Source organism: Arthrobacter sp. UYP6, from assembly GCF_040547315.1.
GTDB lineage: Bacteria > Actinomycetota > Actinomycetes > Actinomycetales > Micrococcaceae > Arthrobacter_B.
This window is the reverse complement of sequence record NZ_JBEPPM010000001.1, coordinates 84,422-104,535: the sequence shown is the minus strand read 5'-3', so window position 1 is coordinate 104,535 and position 20,114 is coordinate 84,422. Positions and strand designations below refer to the sequence as shown.

General features: G+C 65.0%; 17 protein-coding genes. 14 read left to right on the top strand and 3 right to left on the bottom strand.

Going from position 1 to position 20,114, the window contains the following annotated elements:
- Positions 1 to 26: 26 nt before the first annotated feature.
- Positions 27 to 1,028 carry a type I pantothenate kinase gene (gene coaA, locus ABIB35_RS00490; protein WP_354178012.1) on the bottom strand — a complete coding sequence of 334 codons (1,002 nt, stop codon included), beginning with the start codon at positions 1,026 to 1,028 and terminating at the stop codon, positions 27 to 29.
- Positions 1,029 to 1,152: 124 nt separating this feature from the next.
- Between coaA and glmS the strand changes: the two genes are divergently transcribed.
- From glmS to ABIB35_RS00425, 13 genes are all read left to right on the top strand, one after another.
- Positions 1,153 to 3,048 (top strand): glutamine--fructose-6-phosphate transaminase (isomerizing), encoded by a 1,896-nt coding sequence (glmS, locus tag ABIB35_RS00485; RefSeq protein ID WP_354178010.1) that lies wholly within the window; start codon positions 1,153 to 1,155, stop codon positions 3,046 to 3,048.
- 3 nt (positions 3,049 to 3,051) lie between these two features.
- Positions 3,052 to 3,402 (top strand): holo-ACP synthase, encoded by a 351-nt coding sequence (locus ABIB35_RS00480; RefSeq protein WP_354178008.1) that lies wholly within the window; start codon positions 3,052 to 3,054, stop codon positions 3,400 to 3,402.
- A gap of 9 nt (positions 3,403 to 3,411) precedes the next feature.
- Positions 3,412 to 4,989, top strand: a complete 1,578-nt coding sequence (locus ABIB35_RS00475; RefSeq protein ID WP_354178006.1) for a bifunctional ADP-dependent NAD(P)H-hydrate dehydratase/NAD(P)H-hydrate epimerase — start codon at positions 3,412 to 3,414, stop codon at positions 4,987 to 4,989.
- Positions 4,990 to 5,118: 129 nt separating this feature from the next.
- Positions 5,119 to 7,308, top strand: a complete 2,190-nt coding sequence (gene glgX / locus ABIB35_RS00470; protein WP_354178004.1) for a glycogen debranching protein GlgX — start codon at positions 5,119 to 5,121, stop codon at positions 7,306 to 7,308.
- Positions 7,305 to 9,650: a malto-oligosyltrehalose synthase gene (treY, locus tag ABIB35_RS00465; RefSeq protein WP_354178002.1), complete on the top strand. Its 2,346-nt coding sequence runs from the start codon at positions 7,305 to 7,307 to the stop codon at positions 9,648 to 9,650. The genes glgX and treY overlap by 4 nt, the downstream gene beginning before the upstream one ends.
- Positions 9,647 to 11,401 (top strand): malto-oligosyltrehalose trehalohydrolase, encoded by a 1,755-nt coding sequence (treZ, locus tag ABIB35_RS00460; protein WP_354178001.1) that lies wholly within the window; start codon positions 9,647 to 9,649, stop codon positions 11,399 to 11,401. The genes treY and treZ overlap by 4 nt, the downstream gene beginning before the upstream one ends.
- A gap of 3 nt (positions 11,402 to 11,404) precedes the next feature.
- Entirely contained in the window at positions 11,405 to 12,451 is a 1,047-nt protein-coding gene (gene mgrA / locus ABIB35_RS00455) for an L-glyceraldehyde 3-phosphate reductase (RefSeq protein WP_354177999.1), read from the top strand.
- A gap of 146 nt (positions 12,452 to 12,597) precedes the next feature.
- Entirely contained in the window at positions 12,598 to 13,764 is a 1,167-nt protein-coding gene (gene alr, locus ABIB35_RS00450; protein WP_354177997.1) for an alanine racemase, read from the top strand.
- On the top strand, positions 13,761 to 14,336 hold the full coding sequence (gene tsaE / locus ABIB35_RS00445; protein ID WP_354177995.1) for a tRNA (adenosine(37)-N6)-threonylcarbamoyltransferase complex ATPase subunit type 1 TsaE: 576 nt from the start codon (positions 13,761 to 13,763) through the stop codon (positions 14,334 to 14,336). The genes alr and tsaE overlap by 4 nt, the downstream gene beginning before the upstream one ends.
- A gap of 67 nt (positions 14,337 to 14,403) precedes the next feature.
- A complete protein-coding gene (gene tsaB, locus ABIB35_RS00440; protein WP_354177993.1) occupies positions 14,404 to 15,072 on the top strand; it encodes a tRNA (adenosine(37)-N6)-threonylcarbamoyltransferase complex dimerization subunit type 1 TsaB in 669 nt (222 codons plus the stop codon).
- Positions 15,069 to 15,581, top strand: a complete 513-nt coding sequence (rimI, locus tag ABIB35_RS00435) for a ribosomal protein S18-alanine N-acetyltransferase (RefSeq protein ID WP_354177991.1) — start codon at positions 15,069 to 15,071, stop codon at positions 15,579 to 15,581. The genes tsaB and rimI overlap by 4 nt, the downstream gene beginning before the upstream one ends.
- Entirely contained in the window at positions 15,578 to 16,645 is a 1,068-nt protein-coding gene (gene tsaD, locus ABIB35_RS00430; RefSeq protein WP_354177990.1) for a tRNA (adenosine(37)-N6)-threonylcarbamoyltransferase complex transferase subunit TsaD, read from the top strand. Before rimI ends, tsaD begins: the two co-directional genes overlap by 4 nt.
- Positions 16,646 to 16,739: 94 nt before the next feature.
- Positions 16,740 to 17,300, top strand: coding sequence for a maleylpyruvate isomerase family mycothiol-dependent enzyme (locus tag ABIB35_RS00425; protein WP_354177988.1), 561 nt, complete (start codon positions 16,740 to 16,742; stop codon positions 17,298 to 17,300).
- A gap of 230 nt (positions 17,301 to 17,530) precedes the next feature.
- Here the strand turns inward: ABIB35_RS00425 and ABIB35_RS00420 are convergent, their stop codons facing one another.
- Both ABIB35_RS00420 and ABIB35_RS00415 read right to left on the bottom strand, forming a co-directional pair.
- Positions 17,531 to 18,679 carry a glutamate--cysteine ligase gene (locus ABIB35_RS00420; protein WP_354177986.1) on the bottom strand — a complete coding sequence of 383 codons (1,149 nt, stop codon included), beginning with the start codon at positions 18,677 to 18,679 and terminating at the stop codon, positions 17,531 to 17,533.
- Between the two features lie 76 nt (positions 18,680 to 18,755).
- Positions 18,756 to 19,190 carry a M20/M25/M40 family metallo-hydrolase gene (locus tag ABIB35_RS00415; protein ID WP_354177984.1) on the bottom strand — a complete coding sequence of 145 codons (435 nt, stop codon included), beginning with the start codon at positions 19,188 to 19,190 and terminating at the stop codon, positions 18,756 to 18,758.
- A gap of 99 nt (positions 19,191 to 19,289) precedes the next feature.
- On the opposite strand from ABIB35_RS00415, the gene ABIB35_RS00410 reads away from it, so the two are divergent.
- Positions 19,290 to 20,108 carry a shikimate 5-dehydrogenase gene (locus ABIB35_RS00410; protein WP_354177983.1) on the top strand — a complete coding sequence of 273 codons (819 nt, stop codon included), beginning with the start codon at positions 19,290 to 19,292 and terminating at the stop codon, positions 20,106 to 20,108.
- The last annotated feature ends 6 nt before the right edge of the window (positions 20,109 to 20,114 follow it).

Sequence of the window (20,114 nt, the reverse complement as noted above, 5' to 3'; positions counted from 1 at the left end):
GGCAGGCGCTGGGCCAGCTGCCGCTCTTATGTCTTGCGCAGCAGCATGCGGGTCACCGAGTGGTCCGCATCCTTGGTCAGCACCAGCTGGGCGCGCCCGCGGGTGGGCAGCACATTAGTGACGAGGTTCGGTTCATTGATGCGCTTCCAGATGCCCACGGCGGTGGCGCGCGCCTGCTCATCGGTGAGCGCGGCGTACCGGTGGAAATACGATTCCGGATTGGCAAAAGCACCGCCGCGCAGCGACAGGAAACGTTGAACGTACCATTCCTCGATGTAGGAGGTGCGCGCGTCGACGTAGATGGAGAAATCAAAAAAATCGCTCAGCGCAAGCCCGGCCCGGCCGTCGGCACGCGTACGGGCCGGGGCCAGGACATTCAGGCCTTCGACGATCAACACATCCGGCCGGCGGACAACTATTTCCTCATGGGGAACAATGTCATAGGTCAGATGTGAATACCGTGGCGCCCGCACTTCCTCGGCACCGCTCTTGACGGCACTGACAAAGCGGAGCAGGGCCCGGCGGTCGTAGGACTCGGGGAAGCCTTTGCGCTCCATCAGCCCGCGCCTCTTGAGCTCCGCGTTGGGGTAGAGGAAGCCGTCGGTGGTAATGAGTTCCACATTCGGTGTGTCGGGCCAGCGGCGCAGCATCTCCCGCAGCACGCGTGCGGTGGTGGATTTGCCCACTGCCACCGAGCCGGCGACTCCAATAACAAAGGGCGTCCGAGTGGTCTTCTCACCCAGGAACGTAGTGGTGGCGCTGTGCAGTCGTCCGGCGGCCGCAACGTAGAGGTTCAGCAGACGGGACAGCGGCAGGTAGACCTCGCGTACCTCATCCAGGTTCAGTTTCTCGCCCAGACCGCGCAACCTCAGGATGTCGTCCTGGTTCAGGGGAGACCTGATTTCGTTGGAAAGCCGGGACCACGTCTGCCGGTCCAGCTCAACGAACGGCGAGAATCCGCTGTCGGCCCCGTTCCCGGATCCCTTGGCGGGTGGGTGCGATCCTTGGTTTGATGTACGGTCTGTCACTTTACGATTCTGCCCTGCCCCGTAGACAATCCAAAACGGCGTGCCGGGTGCCGCCTGACAGCGGCGTCATTGGGCCGCTCACAGTTTTGGCGCTGCAGTCGCTGTTCCCGGTACTCTTAGGCGTATGTGTGGAATTGTTGGATATGCAGGCCGCCGCCCCAGTGCCGCCGCCGAAGCGCAGGTGAGCAGTCATGAACATGGTGCGCTCGATGTTGTGATGGAAGGCCTGCGCCGGCTGGAATACCGTGGTTATGACTCTGCCGGAGTGGCAGTGCTGACCGAGGCTGGGATTGATTCCCGCAAGAAGTCGGGCAAGCTGGCCAACCTGACCGCCGAGCTGGCGGCGTCACCGCTGCCGGAGGCGACCACCGGTATTGGCCACACCCGCTGGGCCACGCATGGCGGGCCCACGGATGAGAATGCACATCCGCATTTGGCCGACGACGGTCGGCTGGCCCTTATCCACAACGGCATCATCGAAAACTTCGCTGAGCTCAAGGCCGAACTGGTCGACGCCGGAGTTGAATTTATCTCCGAAACCGACACCGAGGTGGCCGCTGCCCTGCTGGCCGCCGTCTACCGCGGTGAAGGCGCGGGGGATCTTGCCCACTCCATGCAGCTGGCCTGCCGCCGGCTGGAGGGGGCCTTCACCCTTCTGGCCATCCACGCGGACTCGCCCGACGTGGTGGTGGCCGCACGCCGGAACTCTCCGCTCGTCGTCGGCCTCGGCGACGGCGAGAACTTCCTGGGTTCCGATGTTTCCGGTTTCATTGACTTCACCCGCCGTGCGGTTGAGCTGGGCCAGGATCAGGTAGTCACGATCACCCCGGAGTCAGTGGAAATCACCGACTTTTACGGCAATCCCGCCTCCGGCACCGAGTTCAAGGTTGACTGGGATGCGGCCGCAGCGGAAAAGGGCGGCTACCCGTCCTTCATGGAGAAGGAAATCAACGACCAGCCGCAGGCCGTGGGCGACACCCTCCTGGGCCGTTCCGACGCGAACGGCCGGCTGACGCTGGATGAACTGCGCATTGATCCCGACGAGCTCAAGGCCGTCAACAAGATCATGGTGCTGGCCTGCGGCACCTCGGCGTATGCCGGCCAGGTGGCCAAATACGCCATTGAGCACTGGTGCCGGATCCCCGTTGAGGTGGAACTGAGCCACGAATTCCGCTATCGCGATCCGATCGTGGACGGCAACACCCTGATAGTTGCGATCTCCCAGTCCGGCGAGACCATGGATACGTTGATGGCCGTGCGTTACGCCAAGGAGCAGGGAGCCAAGGTGCTGGCCATCTGCAACACCAACGGCTCCACCATTCCGCGGGAGTCCGACGCTGTGCTGTACACGCATGCCGGCCCGGAAATTGCGGTGGCCTCCACCAAGGCTTTCCTGGCGCAGATCACTGCCGCCTATCTGCTGGGCCTGTACCTTGCCCAGCTGCGCGGAGACAAGTTCCAGGGTGAGATCAAGGACCTTCTCACGGACCTCGCTAAGGTTCCCGCCAAGATCCAGCAGGTACTGGATAACTCGGGGCAGATCAAAGAACTGGCCGAACTCATGGCCGACACCAAGTCGGTGCTGTTCCTGGGGCGCCATGTGGGCTTCCCGGTGGCCATGGAAGGTGCCCTGAAGCTGAAGGAACTGGCGTACATCCATGCCGAGGGCTTCGCCGCGGGTGAGCTCAAGCACGGCCCGATTGCCCTGATCGAAGAAGGCCAGCCGGTCTTTGTGGTGGTTCCGTCGCCGCGCGGCCGCGATTCGCTGCACGCCAAGGTGGTGTCCAACATCCAGGAAATCCGGGCCCGCGGCGCCAAGACCATTGTGATCGCCGAAGAGGGCGACGACGCCGTGAAGGCCTACGCTGAGCATGTTTTCTACGTGCCGGAAACGCCCACGCTGCTGGCACCGCTGCTCACCACTGTTCCGCTGCAGATCTTCGCCTGCGCCCTGGCCACTGCCAAGGGCTTTGATGTTGATCAGCCGCGCAACCTGGCCAAGTCCGTCACGGTTGAATAGCCGGTGATTATCGGCATCGGAGTGGACGTCGTTGACGTGCCGCGTTTTGGCCGCCAGCTGGAACGGACGCCGGGCCTGCGTGCCCGGCTGTTCGTCCCTGCTGAACGGGAGCTGAACCTGCGCTCCCTTGCCGCGCGCTTCGCAGCAAAGGAAGCGGTCGCAAAGGCCCTCGGAGCACCGGCCGGCATGAACTGGCAGGACTGCCAGGTGGATCTGGATGCCGCCGGCGCCCCCAGCGTCAGCGTTCGCGGGACGGTGGCTGCCGCCGCCGAAGCAAAAGGAGTGCGCGTGTGGCACCTGTCGCTAAGTCACGACGGCGACGTGGCCACTGCCATGGTGGTTGCTGAGAGCTAGTCTGTAGGCATGATCAGTGCCTATTCCGGCACCGCTGTGCGGGCCGCCGAAAAACCGTTGCTCGACGCCGGTGACGGCCCCGAACTCATGCAGCGGGCGGCGTACGGGTTATACGCCGCCTGCGTGCGGGAGCTGCTGGTCCGGCGCGGTTCCCTGTACGGGGCGCGCGTGACGGTACTGGCCGGCGCCGGTAACAACGGCGGTGACGCCCTTTATGCCGGTGCGCAGCTGGCCCGACGCGGCGCCGGAGTCACCGCGGTCCTGACCGCTGAGAAAGCCCATCCGCAGGCCTTGGCCGCGTTCCGGTCCCGGGGCGGGCGGACCGTGGCTCTGGCGTCGGGAGTGGACGGGTGTGTCCGTCTCTGCGCAGAGTCGGATCTGGTCATTGACGGCATCCTGGGAACCGGAGGCAAGGGTGGGCTGCGGGGTAGCGCCGCCCTCCTGGTGCGCGGGCTGGTGCGGGGACCGGCACGGGAGACGGCTGAGGCCCCGGCCCGCCGCGCCGGCCGCCCTCCATGGCACCGTCCTGTGATGGTTGCCTGTGATCTTCCCAGCGGCGTGGACGCAGACACGGGCCAGGCCGACGGCGAGCACTTCTCGGCGGACATCAGCGTGACTTTCGGGGCGGTCAAGACCGGTCTCATGGTGGGCCCCGGGGCGCTGGCCGCCGGCCGGATTGAAGCTGTTGACATTGGCCTGGGAACACCGCCGGGCCCTGCTGTGTTCCGGCTTGAGCCCGCTGACCTAGCCCGGCTGCTGTCCGTTCCGCGGAAAACGGACCACAAATATACCCGCGGCGTGCTGGGCATTGCGGCCGGATCGGCGACCTATCCCGGGGCAGCAGTCCTGGCCACCGGAGCCGCCCTGGCAACCGGCGTCGGCATGATCCGTTATCTGGGTCCTGAAACGGTTTGCCGCCTGATCAATACCGCGCACCCGGAGGCAGTCTGTGCCACCGGAACCGTACCTCTGGCCCATGTGCAGGCCTGGCTGGCAGGGCCCGGGGCCGGAACGGATGAGGTTCAGCGCCGCCGTGCACTGGATGCCATGGCCTCCGGGCTCCCCGCGGTTATTGATGCCGATGCCATCGGCTGTGTGGAACCCGGCCTCGGGCCACAGATCGTCCTGACCCCGCACGCCGGAGAGCTCACAGCCCTCCTCACCCGGCTGGGAGAGACCGTCACCCGGGGCCGGATTGAGGGCGACACGCTGCGCTACGCCCGCCGCGCCGCCGAACTCACCGGAGCCACCGTGCTGCTCAAGGGCTGGGCCACGATCACGGCAGCCCCCACCGGCGAAACCTACAGCCAGGCCGACGCCACCCCGTGGCTCGCCGCTGCCGGTTCCGGGGATACCCTCTCCGGCATTCTGGGCGCCCTGCTGGCGACGGACCGGCTCAGCCGGGACCCGGAACAGGAGCCGCTCCCGCCCGGGCACTACGCGGCCCTCGCCGCCACGGCCGCCGCCATCCATGGGCGGGCCGGAAGCCTGGCTGCACAGTCGGGTCCGGTGGAACCATCGGTGCTCCCGGCCGCCATTCGGACCGTGGTTGGGCAGCTGCTGGCGGCGCGGAACAGGGCGGAATAAAGGTAAAGACGTGAATTCCGGACGGGAGTAGTAATCCGGTCCGTTTAATGCTTGGCCCGGCCTGAGGTAGAAAAGTAAGTAGACATACTATTCTTTTTGTTGTCATCTGGAACTAGTCAGGAGCTCTACATGGAAGTTTGGCCGGGAGATGCCTATCCGCTGGGCGCTACCTTTGACGGAAACGGCACCAACTTTGCGCTGTACAGCGAAGTTGCGGATTCCGTCACGCTTTGCCTGTACGACGACGACGGTGCTGAACAGTGTGTGAGCCTCACCGAGGTGGACGGTTACGTCTGGCACTGTTATCTGCCCCACGTCCAGCCCGGCCAGAAATACGGATACCGGGTGGACGGGCCGTATGATCCGGAGAACGGCAACCGCTGCAATCCCAACAAACTCCTGCTGGACCCCTATGCCAAGGCCGTGTCCGGTGAGATTGACTGGGACCAGGCATTGTTCGGCTACAACTTCGGGGACGAGAACTCGCGCAATGACGAGGATTCCGCCCCGCACATGATGATGGGCGTGGTCATCAATCCCTTCTTCGACTGGGATGGCGACCGCAAGCCCAAGATTCCCTACCACCGTTCGGTGATCTACGAGGCCCACGTCAAGGGCCTGACCGAGCGGCATCCCGATGTCCCCGAGGAACAGCGGGGAACCTATGCCGGCGTTTCCCACCCCGCGGTCATTGCGCACCTGCAGAAGCTGGGCATCACGGCCATTGAGCTGATGCCCGTGCATCAGTTTGTCAATGACTCCACGCTCCAGGAGAAGGGGCTCTCCAACTACTGGGGCTACAACACCATCGGCTTTTTCGCTCCGCAGAATACTTACAGCGCCACGGGCGACAAGGGCCAGCAGGTCCAGGAATTCAAAGCCATGGTCCGTGCCCTGCACCTGGCCGGCATCGAAGTGATTCTGGATGTGGTCTATAACCACACGGCCGAGGGCAACCATCTGGGCCCCACCCTGTCCTTCCGCGGTATCGACAACCAGGCCTACTACCGGCTGATGGATGACGACAAGCGGTACTACATGGACTACACGGGCACCGGTAATTCGCTGAACGTGGGCAACCCGCATTCGCTGCAGCTGCTCATGGACTCCCTGCGCTACTGGGTGACGGAGATGCACGTGGACGGGTTCCGCTTTGATCTGGCCTCCACCCTGGCCCGGGAGTTCTACGACGTGGACCGGCTCTCCACCTTCTTCGAACTGGTGCAGCAGGATCCCGTGGTCTCTCAGGTAAAGCTCATCGCAGAGCCCTGGGATATTGGCCCCGGCGGCTACCAGGTGGGTAACTTCCCTCCGCAGTGGACGGAGTGGAACGGCAAATACCGCGATACCGTGCGCGATTTCTGGCGCGGAGAACCCTCCACGCTGGGTGAATTCGCCTCCCGCATCACCGGCTCCGCGGACCTCTATGAGTCCTCCGCGCGCCGCCCGGTGGCCTCAATCAACTTTGTCACCGCCCATGACGGTTTCACGCTGCATGATCTGGTGTCTTACAACGAAAAGCACAACGAGGCCAACGGCGAAGACAACAACGACGGCGAATCCCACAACCGTTCCTGGAACTGCGGTGTGGAGGGCCCCACTGACGATCCCGCTGTCCTGTCCCTGCGTGCCCGCCAGCAACGGAACTTCCTCGCCACCCTGCTGCTTTCGCAGGGCGTACCGATGATCGCCCACGGTGACGAGCTGGGCCGCACGCAGCAGGGCAACAACAACACCTACGCCCAGGACTCCGAACTGAGCTGGATCAACTGGGAGGCGATGGACACGCCGCTGATGGAATTCACCGCGGCCGTGAACACCCTTCGCGCCGAACACCCGACGTTCCGCCGCCGGCGGTTCTTCGACGGTCGGCCGGTGCGCCGGGGGGAAGGCGAGGCCCTCCCGGATATCGAATGGCTGACCGAAGACGGCACCCCCATGTCCCCGGATGACTGGGACACCCCGGTGAGCCGCTCCCTGGGCGTCTTCCTCAATGGCCAGGGTATTTCAGGCAAGGATGCCCGCGGGCAGCGAATCGTGGACCGGAACTTCCTGCTCTACTTCAACGCCCACGATGAGGACGTTGTGGTGAGCGTTCCCGCCAAGGAATACGCGCCCATGTGGGACGAAGTCATCGACACGGCAGGGGAATACGCTGACTCCGCCCCGATTCCGGCCGATAGCCAGATCACAGTGGCGGCCAAGTCCATGGTGGTGCTGCGCGCCCATGAGGAGGAAGTGGAGCACGATCACTCCGTAGCTGCGTCCCTGGCGGCACTGGCCGGATCGAAGGCCCAGAGCCCAGAGGTTGACGGGTGAGGACTCCGTACTCCACCTACCGGCTGCAGATCCGCCCCTCGTTTACCCTGTTCGACGCCGCAGACCTGGTCCCGTACCTGGCGGACCTCGGGGTGGACTGGATCTATCTCTCGCCCATCCTGACGGCCGAGGAAGGATCGGACCACGGGTACGACGTCGTTGACACCTCCGCGGTAGACCCCGCCCGCGGCGGAGCTGAAGGGCTGCAGGCGCTGTCGGAAGCGGCGCATGCGGCCGGCATGGGGGTGCTGGTGGACATTGTGCCCAACCATATGGGCATCGCAACGCCGGCCTCCAACCAGTGGTGGTGGTCCGTCCTGGAAAAGGGACGTGCCTCCCGGTATGCGCAGGCCTTCGACATCGACTGGGACGCAGCGGACGGTAAGGTTCGGCTGCCCATCCTCGGCGACGGCGACAACGAGCTGGCGCAGCTGAAGCTGGCCGGCGGCGAACTGCATTATTACGGCCACCGGCTCCCGGTGGCCGAGGGAACGTACGCCCACGGAGATTCAGCACAGGAAGTCCACGCCCGCCAGCACTATGAACTGGTGAACTGGCGCCGGGCTGACAACGAGCTGAACTACCGCCGGTTCTTCGGCGTTAACACCCTTGCCGGGATCCGGGTCGAGGAGCCCTGGGTCTTCGAAGAAGCGCACGCTGAGGTACGGCGCTGGTTCGAGGAGGGACTCGTGGACGGGCTGCGCATTGACCATCCGGACGGGCTGGCCGATCCCAAGGGCTACCTGGCCCGGCTGCGGAAGCTGACCAACGGTGCGTACATTCTGGTGGAAAAAATCCTGGAACCCGGCGAAAAACTGCCGGCGGACTGGGAAACGGAAGGAACCACCGGCTACGACGCGCTGGCGGACGTTGACCGGCTCTTCGTGGACCCGGCCGGCGAGGAAACCCTCACGGCCCTGGTGCCTACGGAACCGTACGCGGACATGATCCACGGCACCAAACGCGGTATCGCCGATAAGCTGCTGCATTCCGAAGTGCAGCGCCTGGTGCGGCTGCTGCCTGCGGATTCCGGACTTGATCCGGAGACCGCAGCGGATGCGCTGGCGGAACTGCTGGCCTGTTTTCCGGTCTACCGTAGCTACCTCCCTGAAGGAGCGGACTATCTGACCGAGGCCGTCATCGCGGCCACGGTCCGCCGGCCGGATCTGGGTGCTGCCCTGGGCACCCTGCATGGGCTGTTGAACCCGCTCACATCCGGCGGAACGGATGCGGTACCCCGGCAAAGTCTGGGGGAGCTGGCGGTGCGCTTCCAGCAGACCTCCGGCATGGTGATGGCCAAAGGGGTGGAAGACACCGCCTTTTACCGGTACTCCCGACTCACCTCCCTGAACGAGGTGGGCGCCGATCCGGCGCATTTTGCGGTGGCACCCGCAGAGCTGCACACGCGGCTGCTGCGCCGGCAGCTGGAACAGCCGGCCGCCATGACCGCGCTGACCACCCACGACACCAAGCGCAGCGAAGACACCCGCGCGCGGATCTCGGTCCTCTCGGAGATCCCCGGCGAGTGGAGCAAAGCGTTCTCCACCTTGGAGGCCCTGGCGCCCATGGGTGACGGATCGATGGCGAACCTGCTCTGGCAGGGCATCATCGGCGCCTGGCCGCTCAGCCGGGAACGGGCCCATGCTTACGCTGAAAAAGCCTCGCGTGAAGCAGGCGCGAGCACCCGGTGGACCGCACCCAACGCCGAGTTCGAGGACCGGATGCACGCCGCCGTCGACGCTGCCTTCGACCATCCCGAGATCAACGCCCTCATTACTTCCCTGGTGGAGCGGATCCGCAGCGCCGGGTACTCGAATTCCCTCGCGGCCAAGCTCCTGCAGCTGACCATGCCCGGGGTGCCCGACGTCTATCAGGGCACCGAGTTCTGGGACCGCTCCCTGGTGGACCCGGACAACCGGCGCGAGGTGGACTTTGTGCGACGACGGCAGGTGGCGGCGTCACTCTCCGCTGCCGACGAGAACGCCATGTCCCCGGCCGTTGACGAAGACGCGGCAGCCAAGCTGGCGCTGGTTGCCCGGGCGCTGCAGCTCAAGCGCGGACGCCCGGAGCTGTTCAGCCGTTACCTTCCGGTAGTCATTGAAGGACCGGCGGCGCAGCACCTCTTCGGATTCGACCGCGGCGGAGCCATCACCCTGACGACCCGCCTGCCGCTGAAGCTGGAGAGCATGGGCGGATGGCGGGACACCGCCGTCGCACTCGATGCTGGAATCTACCGCGACGTGCTCACAGGCCGGATCCGCAAGTGCAGCGGCCGGCTGGCTGCTGTTGATCTTTTTGACACATATCCGGTGGCACTGCTCGTTCGGGAGGACAGCGAATGAGGACCAATTTTGAGGTGTGGGCGCCCAAAGCCAGCACTGTGACCCTGCTGGCAGACGGCCGCAAGCTGTCCATGACCTGCGGCGAAAACGGCTGGTGGCATGCCCAGCACGCCGAACTCACCGGTGACATCGACTACGGGTACCTGATCGACGACGCCGAGAGGCCGATTCCGGATCCCCGGTCCCGGCGGCAGCCAGAGGGCGTCCATGCGCTGTCGCGCACTTTCGACCCGGACCAATACCAGTGGCATGACGCGGATTGGAAATCGCCCGGTTTGGATGGCGGCGCCATCTATGAGCTGCACATTGGCACGTTCACGCCGGAGGGGACCCTGGACGCGGCCATCGGGAAGCTGGATTACCTGGTGGACCTGGGCGTGCGCTTTGTGGAGCTGCTGCCGGTGAACGCCTTCAACGGAACCCACAACTGGGGATACGACGGTGTGCTCTGGTACGCCGTCCAGGAATCGTACGGCGGGCCCGAGGCCTACCAGCGGTTCGTCGATGCCGCGCACCAGGCCGGCATCGGGGTGATCCAGGACGTGGTGTACAACCACCTGGGGCCCAGCGGAAACTATTTACCTCTGTTCGGGCCCTACCTCACCGAGGGCAAGTCCAACACCTGGGGAGACTCGGTGAACCTGGACGGCCCCCTGTCCGACACCGTTCGGAAGTACATCGTGGACAACGTGCTGATGTGGTTCCGTGACTACCACGTGGACGGGCTTCGTCTTGATGCCGTGCACGCCCTGCACGATGAGCGGGCCATCCACATCCTGGAAGAAATTGCCGCTGCAACCGAAAAGTGTGCCGAGGAACTGGACAAGCCACTGTTCCTGATCGCCGAGTCGGACTTGAACAACCCCCGGCTGATCACTCCGCGCCGCCTGAACGGCGACGGGCTTCAAGGCCAGTGGTCCGATGACTTCCACCATGCTGCCCACACCAACCTCACCGGTGAAAACGGCGGCTATTACGAGGACTTCGATTCGCTGAGTGCACTGGCCAAGGTGCTGCGGGACGGGTTTTTCCATGACGGAAGCTATTCCTCGTTCCGCGGCCGCAGCCACGGACGGCCCATCGACAAGGGCGTGATTAGCGCCCGGCAGCTGGTCGTGGCCGTGCAGAACCACGACCAGATCGGCAACCGGGCAGCCGGGGACAGGCTGAGCGGCACCCTCACCTATCCACAGCTTGCCCTGGCCTCGGTGCTGAACCTGACCTCGCCGTTTACGCCCATGATCTTCATGGGTGAGGAGTTCGGCGCTTCCACGCCCTGGCAGTTCTTTACCTCCCATCCTGAACCGGAGCTGGGCCGGGCAACGGCGGAAGGGCGGCTGCGGGAGTTTGAGCGGATGGGCTGGGACCCGGCCACTGTGCCCAACCCGCAGGATCCGGCAACGTTCACCAACTCCAAGCTGGACTGGTCCGAAGCCCAACAGGGTGAGAAGGCGAAACTGCGCGGCTTATACCGGCAGCTGCTTGCCCTCCGCCAGGAACGCTCCGATTTGAGGGACCCCGATCTCCGCAAGATCAGGGTGGAATATGACGAAGTGGGTCGGTGGCTGGTCCTGCAGCGTGGGGATACCGCCGTCGTGCTCAATTTCTCTGAGGACCACCGGGAGATTCCGGTTCCGTTTGCGGCGTCAACGCCGCTGCTTCAGACAGCACCCGTGGAGCTATATGGTAATGCGGTGCAGCTGCCCGGTTACGGTGCGGCAGTCCTGGCCGCGGGAAATGGCAGGATGTAACCCATGACATACATTGCCGCGGATGACCGCTACGAATCCATGCCCTACCGCCGCGTCGGGCGCAGCGGGCTGCATCTTCCCGCCGTGTCCCTTGGACTTTGGCATAATTTCGGCGACGACAAGACGTTCCAGACCCAGCGGGCCATCCTGCGCCGGGCATTTGACCTGGGCGTGACCCACTTTGACCTGGCCAACAACTACGGTCCGCCGTACGGCGCGGCTGAAACCAACTTTGGCCGCCACTTCAAAGACGACTTCCGCCCCTACCGGGATGAACTCATCATCTCCTCCAAGGCCGGCTACGATATGTGGCCGGGACCGTACGGTAACTGGGGATCCCGCAAATACCTGCTCGCCAGCCTGGACCAGTCACTGGACCGCATGGGCCTGGACTATGTGGACATTTTCTACAGCCACCGTCCCGATCCGGAAACGCCGCTGGAGGAAACCATGGGCGCACTGGACACCGCTGTGCGCTCCGGGCGTGCCCTCTACGCCGGTATCTCGTCCTACTCCCCGGAGAAGACGCTTGAAGCGGCGCGAATCCTGCGCGACATGGGAACACCGCTGCTGATCCATCAGCCCTCCTATTCCATGCTGAACCGCTGGGTGGAGCAGGGGGATCCGAATCTGTTCGCCGCACTTCAAACGGCGGGGGCGGGTTCGATTGCGTTCTCACCGCTGGCCCAGGGCCTGCTCACGGGCAAGTACCTGAACGGCGTGCCCGAAGACTCGCGTGCGGCGGCCGGCAAGTCACTGGATCAGTCCCAGCTCTCCGAGGACAACCTTCGGCGCGTCCGGGCCTTGAATGACCTGGCGGAGTCCCGCGGCCAGACCCTGGCCCAGATGGCCATTGCCTGGGTCCTTCGCCCGCAGACCGGCGGCGGCTCGATCACGTCCGCACTGGTGGGCGCCTCCAGCGTCCGGCAGCTTGAGGACAGCCTTGCGGCAGTGAATAACCTCGGCTTCACGGCGGAGGAATTGAAGACCATCGACAAATACGCGGTGGAATCCGACATCAACCTATGGGCCTCCGCACTGGAAGCCTGACCGCGGCACGGCTGCAACCGTCACCGGCGGTTGCAGCCGCCTTGGTTAGCCGGGACCGCGGGGGAGCGAGGCGGGAGCGAGGCGGGAGCGCGGCGGCTGGAACGGTCCGGAACGTGTTCGCCTGCGGCGAGTGAAAGAATGGTCTGGTGAATGACCAACAAGCTCCTCCCCCCGCCGAACGCCGGGCCCTCATCGATCTGGCCGCAGTTCGGCACAATGTCCGTCACCTCGTCCAGCTGGTGAGTCCGGCGCGCGTGATGGCAGTTGTCAAGGCAGATGCGTACGGCCACGGTGCCGAGCAGGTGGCGCGGACAGCTCTGGACGCCGGGGCCTCCTGGCTCGGCGTCGCCCACATTACCGAGGCCGTGGCGCTGCGCAGCGCAGGAATTTCAGCCCCGGTCCTGGCCTGGCTACACACAGTGGACAGCCCGTTCGCCGACGCGGTTGCCGCCGACATCGATTTGGGTCTTTCCGGCTGGGAACTGGAATCCGTGGTGGCGGCCGCACGGAAACTGCAGATTCCGGCACGGGTGCACCTGAAGATTGACACCGGGCTTGGCCGCAACGGCTGCCCGCCGGACAAATGGGAAGCCTTTGTAGGCCGTGCCCTGGCTTATCAGGAAGAGGGACTGCTGCGTGTTGTAGGCATCTTCTCCCACTTCTCCGTAGCCGATGAACCGGACCGTCCCGAGACCGACCAGCAGCTGGAGAAGTTCCGCACCGCCGTCGCCGTGGCTGAAGACGCCGGAGTTGATCACGAAGTGCGGCACATCGCCAATACGCCGGCTGCGCTGTCCCGTCCCGATTCCCACTTTGACATGGTGCGGGTGGGACTGGGCCTCTACGGCCTCTCGCCCTTCCCCGGACAGGCACCGGCGGAGCTGGGCCTGCGTCCGGCCATGACTCTGAAGACCACTATTGCCAACTGCAAGGAAGTCCCGGCTGGTCAGGGCGTCTCCTATGGGCTGCACTACTCGACGCCCGAGCCCACCACACTGGCGCTGGTTCCGCTGGGCTATGCCGACGGCGTTCCGCGGGTAGGCACCGGCGGCCCGGTCTGGGTGGACGGAACTGTCTACCCCGTGGTGGGGCGGATCGCCATGGACCAAATGGTCATTGATCTCAAGACCACCGGAATTGCCGGCACCGGCAAAGACCTGGTGGGCAGGGAGGCCGTGCTGTTCGGCGGAGTCGGAATGCCTTCAGTGGACGAATGGGCCGACGCCTGCGGCAGCATCAACTACGAGATCATCACGCGTATCAGCTCGCGGGTTCAGCGGACGTATACGGACTCCGAAACGGCAGAAGCATGAGTGGGGAAACCGCGCGCGGGGCGGCCGTACCCGTGTGGGAAGAGGAAATCCGAACCACTGATGCCCTGCAGACGCAGGCCGTGGCGGAAAAGCTTGGCCGCCTGCTGGCCGCCGGTGACCTGCTGCTGCTGACCGGTGAACTCGGGGCCGGGAAAACCACTTTCACCCAGGGACTGGGCCGCGGACTGGGCGTCCGTCCAGGGATCATCTCCCCGACCTTTGTCCTGGTCCGGATCCATCCCAGCCTCACAAAAGGGCCGGATTTGGTGCATGTTGACGCCTACCGGCTCGGCTCCAGCGGTGAGATTGACGACATTGACCTGGAAAACACGATGGATACCTCGGTCACCGTTGTGGAGTGGGGGCGGGGACTGGTGGAGCATCTGGCTGAAAGCCGGCTGGAGATCACGCTGCTGCGTCCCACAGGCGGCGGCTCTGCGCAGATGCAGGACGCCGGCGGGGGACAGGGGACTGCCTGGCCCCGCTTTGACTACGACGACGATCCCGACGAAGAGCGGGTGATCCGCATGGCCGCCTATGGTCCGCGGTGGAAGCACAAGCGCCTCGCCTGAGTTGCTGCCCTGCCCGGCCATGCAGCTGCGGAAAACGGGCACCCCAAGGAGACGTAAAATAGACACCGTGCTTATTCTCTCCATTGATACCTCAGCCATCGCCAGTGCGGCACTGTTGACCGGGGAAGGGGAGATCCTGGCAGCGTTCGCCACGGAGGACACCCGTTCCCACGCCGAAGTGCTGGCACCGGGCATCTCCGAGGTGATGACCACCGCGGGCGTCACCTCCGCTGACCTTGACGCCGTAGTGGTGGGGGTGGGTCCCGGGCCGTTCACGGGACTGCGTTCGGGCATCGCCACAGCCCGGACCCTTGGCTTCGCCTGGAACAAGCCCGTCCACGGAGTCATGAGCCTGGATGCCCTTGCTGTTGATGCGGCCCTGGATGCCTGGCGCCTGAGGATCGACGAATTTGTCGTGGCCACCGACGCCCGGCGCAAAGAAGTGTACTGGGCGCACTACCGCAGCACCGGCGGAACCGCCGAGCTCCTGGCCGGCCCGTTCGTGAGCGATCCGGCGGACGTGCCGGATCTGCCCGCCTACGGTGCCGGTGCGGGCCTGTACCCCGAAGTGCTGCGCTGCGTCGCCGACTTCGCCGGTACCCAGCCCACGGCCGAAGCCCTGGGCCGCACCGCCGTCGTGCGCCTGGTCCGCGGACTTCCGCTGCTGGACACCACGCCGCTGTACCTCCGGGAATCCGACGCCAAGGTGCCCGGACCGCGGAAGCGCGCTCTATGAGCCGCAACGAACCGTCGGGTGCCCCGGCGATCCGGCCCATGACCTTTGATGACATAGCGGCAGTGGACGCCCTGGAACGGGCGCTCTTTCCGGTGGACGCCTGGCCGCTGCAGATGTTCTATGACGAGCTGAACCAGACCGACACACGCTCCTACTATGTCGCCGAGGACGCCGGCGGCGCGGTGATCGGCTATGCCGGGCTGATGTGCGTCCTGCCGATCGCTGATGTGCAGACGATCGCCGTGGCGCCTGAGGCCGAAGGCACCGGGATAGGGTCTGCCTTGCTGGCCACGCTCATCGAGGAGGCCAAAACCCGCGGCGCGGACGACGTGCTGCTGGAGGTGCGCGCGGACAACCCCCGTGCCCAGCGGCTCTACCGCTGGTTCGGATTTGAGCAGATCCATACTCGGCCGCGCTACTACCGCGACGGCGCCGACGCACTGATCATGCGGCTGGACCTTTCCATCTGGAACGGGTCTCCGCGCGCAACAACGAAGGACGGGAAATGAACCGCACCGACCCCCTGGTGCTTGGCATCGAATCATCCTGTGACGAAACCGGCGTCGGTATTGTCCGTGGGGACACACTGCTGACTAACACGGTGTCCTCCTCCATGGACGAACACGTCCGCTTTGGCGGCGTCATTCCGGAAATTGCCTCCCGCGCCCATCTGGATGCCTTTGTGCCCACGCTGCAGCAGGCCTTGGATGACGCCGGGGTGACCCTGGCGGAGATCGATGCCATCGCCGTGACCTCCGGCCCCGGACTGGCCGGTGCGCTGATGGTGGGGGTCTGCGCCGCAAAGGCGCTTGCCGTTGCCACCGGCAAGCCGCTGTACGCGATCAATCATCTGGTGGCCCATGTGGGGGTGGGAGTGCTCGACGGCGGTGAGTTGCCGGACAATCTCGGCGCCCTGCTGGTCTCCGGCGGCCATACCGAGATCCTGAGCGTGAAGTCGCTGACCGGTGACGTGCGGCTGCTCGGTTCCACCATCGACGACGCCGCCGGCGAGGCCTATGACAAGGTGGCCCGCATTCTCGGGCTGGGTTATCCCGGCGGACCTGCCATCGACAAGCTGGCACGGCAGGGAAACCCCAAGGCCATCCGTTTTCCCCGCGGACTGACCCAGCCCAAGTACATGGGCTCCGCCGAGGAGCCCGGGCCGCACCGCTACGACTGGTCTTTCTCGGGGTTGAAGACCGCAGTGGCCCGCTGCGTCGAAGCCTATGAAGCTGCCGGCGAGGAACTACCCGTGGCGGACATTGCCGCCTCCTTCCAGGAGGCCGTAGTGGACGTCATCACGGCCAAGGCGGTCCTTGCCTGCACGGAACACGGCATCACGAACCTCCTTCTGGGTGGGGGAGTGGCCGCCAATTCCCGACTTCGCGAGCTCACGAAGCAGCGCTGCGCGGCCAAGGGCATCTCCCTGCGGGTGCCGCCCATCTCGCTGTGCACCGACAACGGTGCCATGGTGGCAGCGCTGGGAGCCCAAGTGGTGATGGCCGGTGCCGAACCGTCCGGAATCGGATTTGCGCCGGATCCGTCAATGCCGGTGACCAGCATCCATCTCTAACTCAGCGGCGTCGAAGTGCCGCAGCATCTTCGGCTGCGGCGGCGGTGGAGCTATATTGACGGAACCTGCGGCAACTGCCTATCGAAGGAACGTCATGCCTGATCCGATGGCGCCCGGCGCCAAAACCAAGTATCTCGACACCAGCGCACCCCTGACGGAATCGATCGGGGAGCTCACAGCTGAGCAGTGGGCGGGTCAGTCCGCCTGCCCCGGCTGGAGCAGGGCGGACGTGGTGCTGCACCTGATCGATACCCAGCGGGAGTTTTTCGCCCGGCACGGAATGCGCCTTGGCCCACCGCCCGATGCGGGTAACCCCGCGGCGGCGTGGCGGGACCACCGGGGGAATGTGGCTGATCTGCTCTCAGATCCCGATGTGGCAGGGCTGCGGTTTGAGGGCTGGTTCGGGCCTACATCGGTTGGCAGTACGCTGAACGATTTTTACGGGTTCGACATGCTGGTGCACGGATGGGACATCCTCGCCGGAACCGGTGCGGACCGGGTCTTCTCGGATTCCGAGATGGACGAGCTGGATGCAGCCATCGCCGGTTTCGGCGATCAGCTGTATACGGACGGAATCTGCCAGGGACCGCTTGCTGCTCCCGCGAATGCGGACCGGCAAACCCGCATCCTCGCCCAGCTGGGCCGGCGCGGCTAGCTTCCCCCGGTGCCGAAGTCGGAGCCGAAGTTGAGGTCGGAGGCGCCGTCCGAAGCTGAGGTCGGAGCCGCCGTCCGGGCCGAAGCCACGGCGTCGAGTGTCGCGGCGATGCCGAATTCCGCCGTCGAGTGTCGCGGCGATGCCGAATTGCGTGGCTGAGAGTGGCATCGTCTCGACACTCGACGGGGCGGAACGGCATTAGGCCGACACTCGACGAGCGAGAAGACCCCTCAGGCCTCGCCGCGCAGCTGCCGGATGCCGTCCTGGACCACCGCGCGCAGATCCCCGCCGTTTTCGGCGGCAACCCGGCGCTGGCGCTGATACCCGGCGCCGCGCTCAATGATCGACGCCACGTCTGCCAGCTCGGCGGAACAGCCGAGCTTCTCCGCTACAGGAGCAAGGCGGGGCAGTACATCCTCCAGCAGATGATCCGTGACCAGCTTCTCGTTGCCGGCTGCATCCAGGATGATGATGGCATCCAGTCCGTAGCGGGCGGCGCGCCACTTGTTTTCCTGTACATGCCAGGGCGGCATGGTGGGAATGGTCCCGCCGTTTTCCAGGATGGTGGAAAACTCGTCCACCAGACACTGGGTAAGTGCGGCCAGGGCGCCCACGTCCTCAATGGTGGCCATGCCGTCGCAAATGCGCATTTCAATGGTGCCCAGTCCCGGTACCGGGCGGATGTCCCAGCGGATTTCACTAATCGAGTCGATGACTCCGGTGGTGAACATGTCCTGCACATAGGACTCGTACTCAGCCCAGGAACCAAATTGGAACGGCAGGCCGGCCGTTGGCAGCTGCTGGAACATCAGGGCGCGCTGGGAGGCGTAGCCGGTGTCCTCGCCGGACCAGAACGGGGAGGAAGCGGACAGGGCCTGGAAGTGCGGGAAGTAGTTGACCAGCCCGTCCAGAACCGGCAGCACCTTTTCCCGGCTGTCCAGGCCCACATGGACATGCACCCCGTAGATCAGCATCTGCTGGCCCCACCACTGTGTGCGGTCAATCAGCTTTGCGTAGCGTTCCTTGTCAGTCACCGGCTGTGAGCGCGGGGCGCTGAAGGGATGGGAACCGGAGCAGAACAGCTCAACGCCCATGGGGTCCGTAACGCGGCGCAGTGCCTCAAGGGACCGGGTCAGGTCCGCCTTGGCATCTGCGACTGTGTGGCAGATGCCGGTCACCAGCTCAACGGTGTTTTCGAGCAGCTCCTGTTTGATGTGCGGATGCTCATCATCTTCGCTAATCCCCGGGTGGGCGGCGCTGACGCCGCGCAGGACCTCATCCGCCACCGACACCAGATCTCCGGTGTCCCGGTCAACAAGGGCCAGCTCCCATTCAACGCCAAGGGTTGACTGTGCCGACTGGGCGAAACCGATGTGCAAACTGTCTCCTGCTGTATACGTAACCGTTGAAGGAACTCGGTCCCGCATCGAAAGCGCTTGAGAACCCGGTTCAATCCTAGCCGCGGGAGGCGGGGATGCCGTCCACTAACCGGGACAGGGTCCCTGCCGCTAGCGCAGTCCGCACCGGGACTGCATCCAGCCTGATGTGTTCAGTGCGTGCGTGTGCGCCGCCCCCCACCGCGCCCAGCCCGCACAGGACGGGTATGCCCAGGGCTGCTACGAAGTTTGCGTCGCTGGCCCCGCCGACCGACACATCCCGCAGCTGAAGGCCGACGTCCGCCGCAGCGCAGCGCGCTGCTTCCAGAAGTGGATTGGATTCCGGGGGAGCCATGGGCGGACGGTTCCAAAAATGTTCCACAGCAATCTCCAGCCGGAGGCCGCACGGCAGGTGTGCGAGCAGCTCGCCGCCCATGCCAGCACCCGGTTTGTCACTCAGGTGGCATGCGAGCACAATGTGCTCTGCCACGGTCTGGCGCGCAGCCGCACTCACACTGGGGGACTGCTGCTCTGACTTCCGTCCTAGCGGCGGGAGACGGGGATGCCGTGCATGAGCCGGGACAGGAAATCAGGGGGCGGCCATAATGGGAGGATGCCCATCCTGAATAAAGACATGACGCTGTGCATTTCACTGGCCGCACGCCCGTCCAACATCGGCACGCGCTTCCACAATTACCTCTATGACGCCTTGAACTTGAACTACGCCTACAAAGCATTTGCCCCGGCGGACCTGGCGCAGGCCATTGCCGGTGTGCGCGGCCTGCCGATCCGCGGCTGTGCGGTCTCCATGCCGTTCAAAGAAGAGGTCATTGCGCTGGTGGACCGGATGGATCCGTCGGCGCAGGCCATCAAATCGGTGAACACCATAGTGAACGACGACGGCGTCCTCACCGCGTACAACACCGACTATCTGGCTATCGCCCGGCTGCTGGATGACCACCACGTGCCGGCCTCCTGGTCGGTGCTGCTCCGGGGATCGGGCGGTATGGCCAAGGCCGTTGCGGCGGCACTGCGGGACGCCGGATTCTCTGACGTCACCATTGTGGCCCGCAACGAGGCGGCCGGCCGGGCGCTCGCCGACCTGTATGACTTCAACTGGCGGCCTGAGACCGGCGACAGCACGGCGGACCTGATCATCAATGTCACTCCGCTGGGGATGGCCGGAGAACACGAAGCCGTCCAGGCCTTCTCTGACGCAGCACTGGCCGCAGCCCGGACCGTGTTCGACGTCGTCGCGCTGCCCTCCGAGACGCCGCTGATCAGCGCGGCCAGCGCCGCCGGTAAAACGGTCATCACCGGTGCCGAAGTGATCGCGATCCAGGCGGAGGAACAGTTTGTGCTCTACACCGGGGTCCGGCCAACACCGGAGCAGGTCCGGGCGGCCAGCGCGTTCTCGCGCGCCGAGCCCTAGACCGGA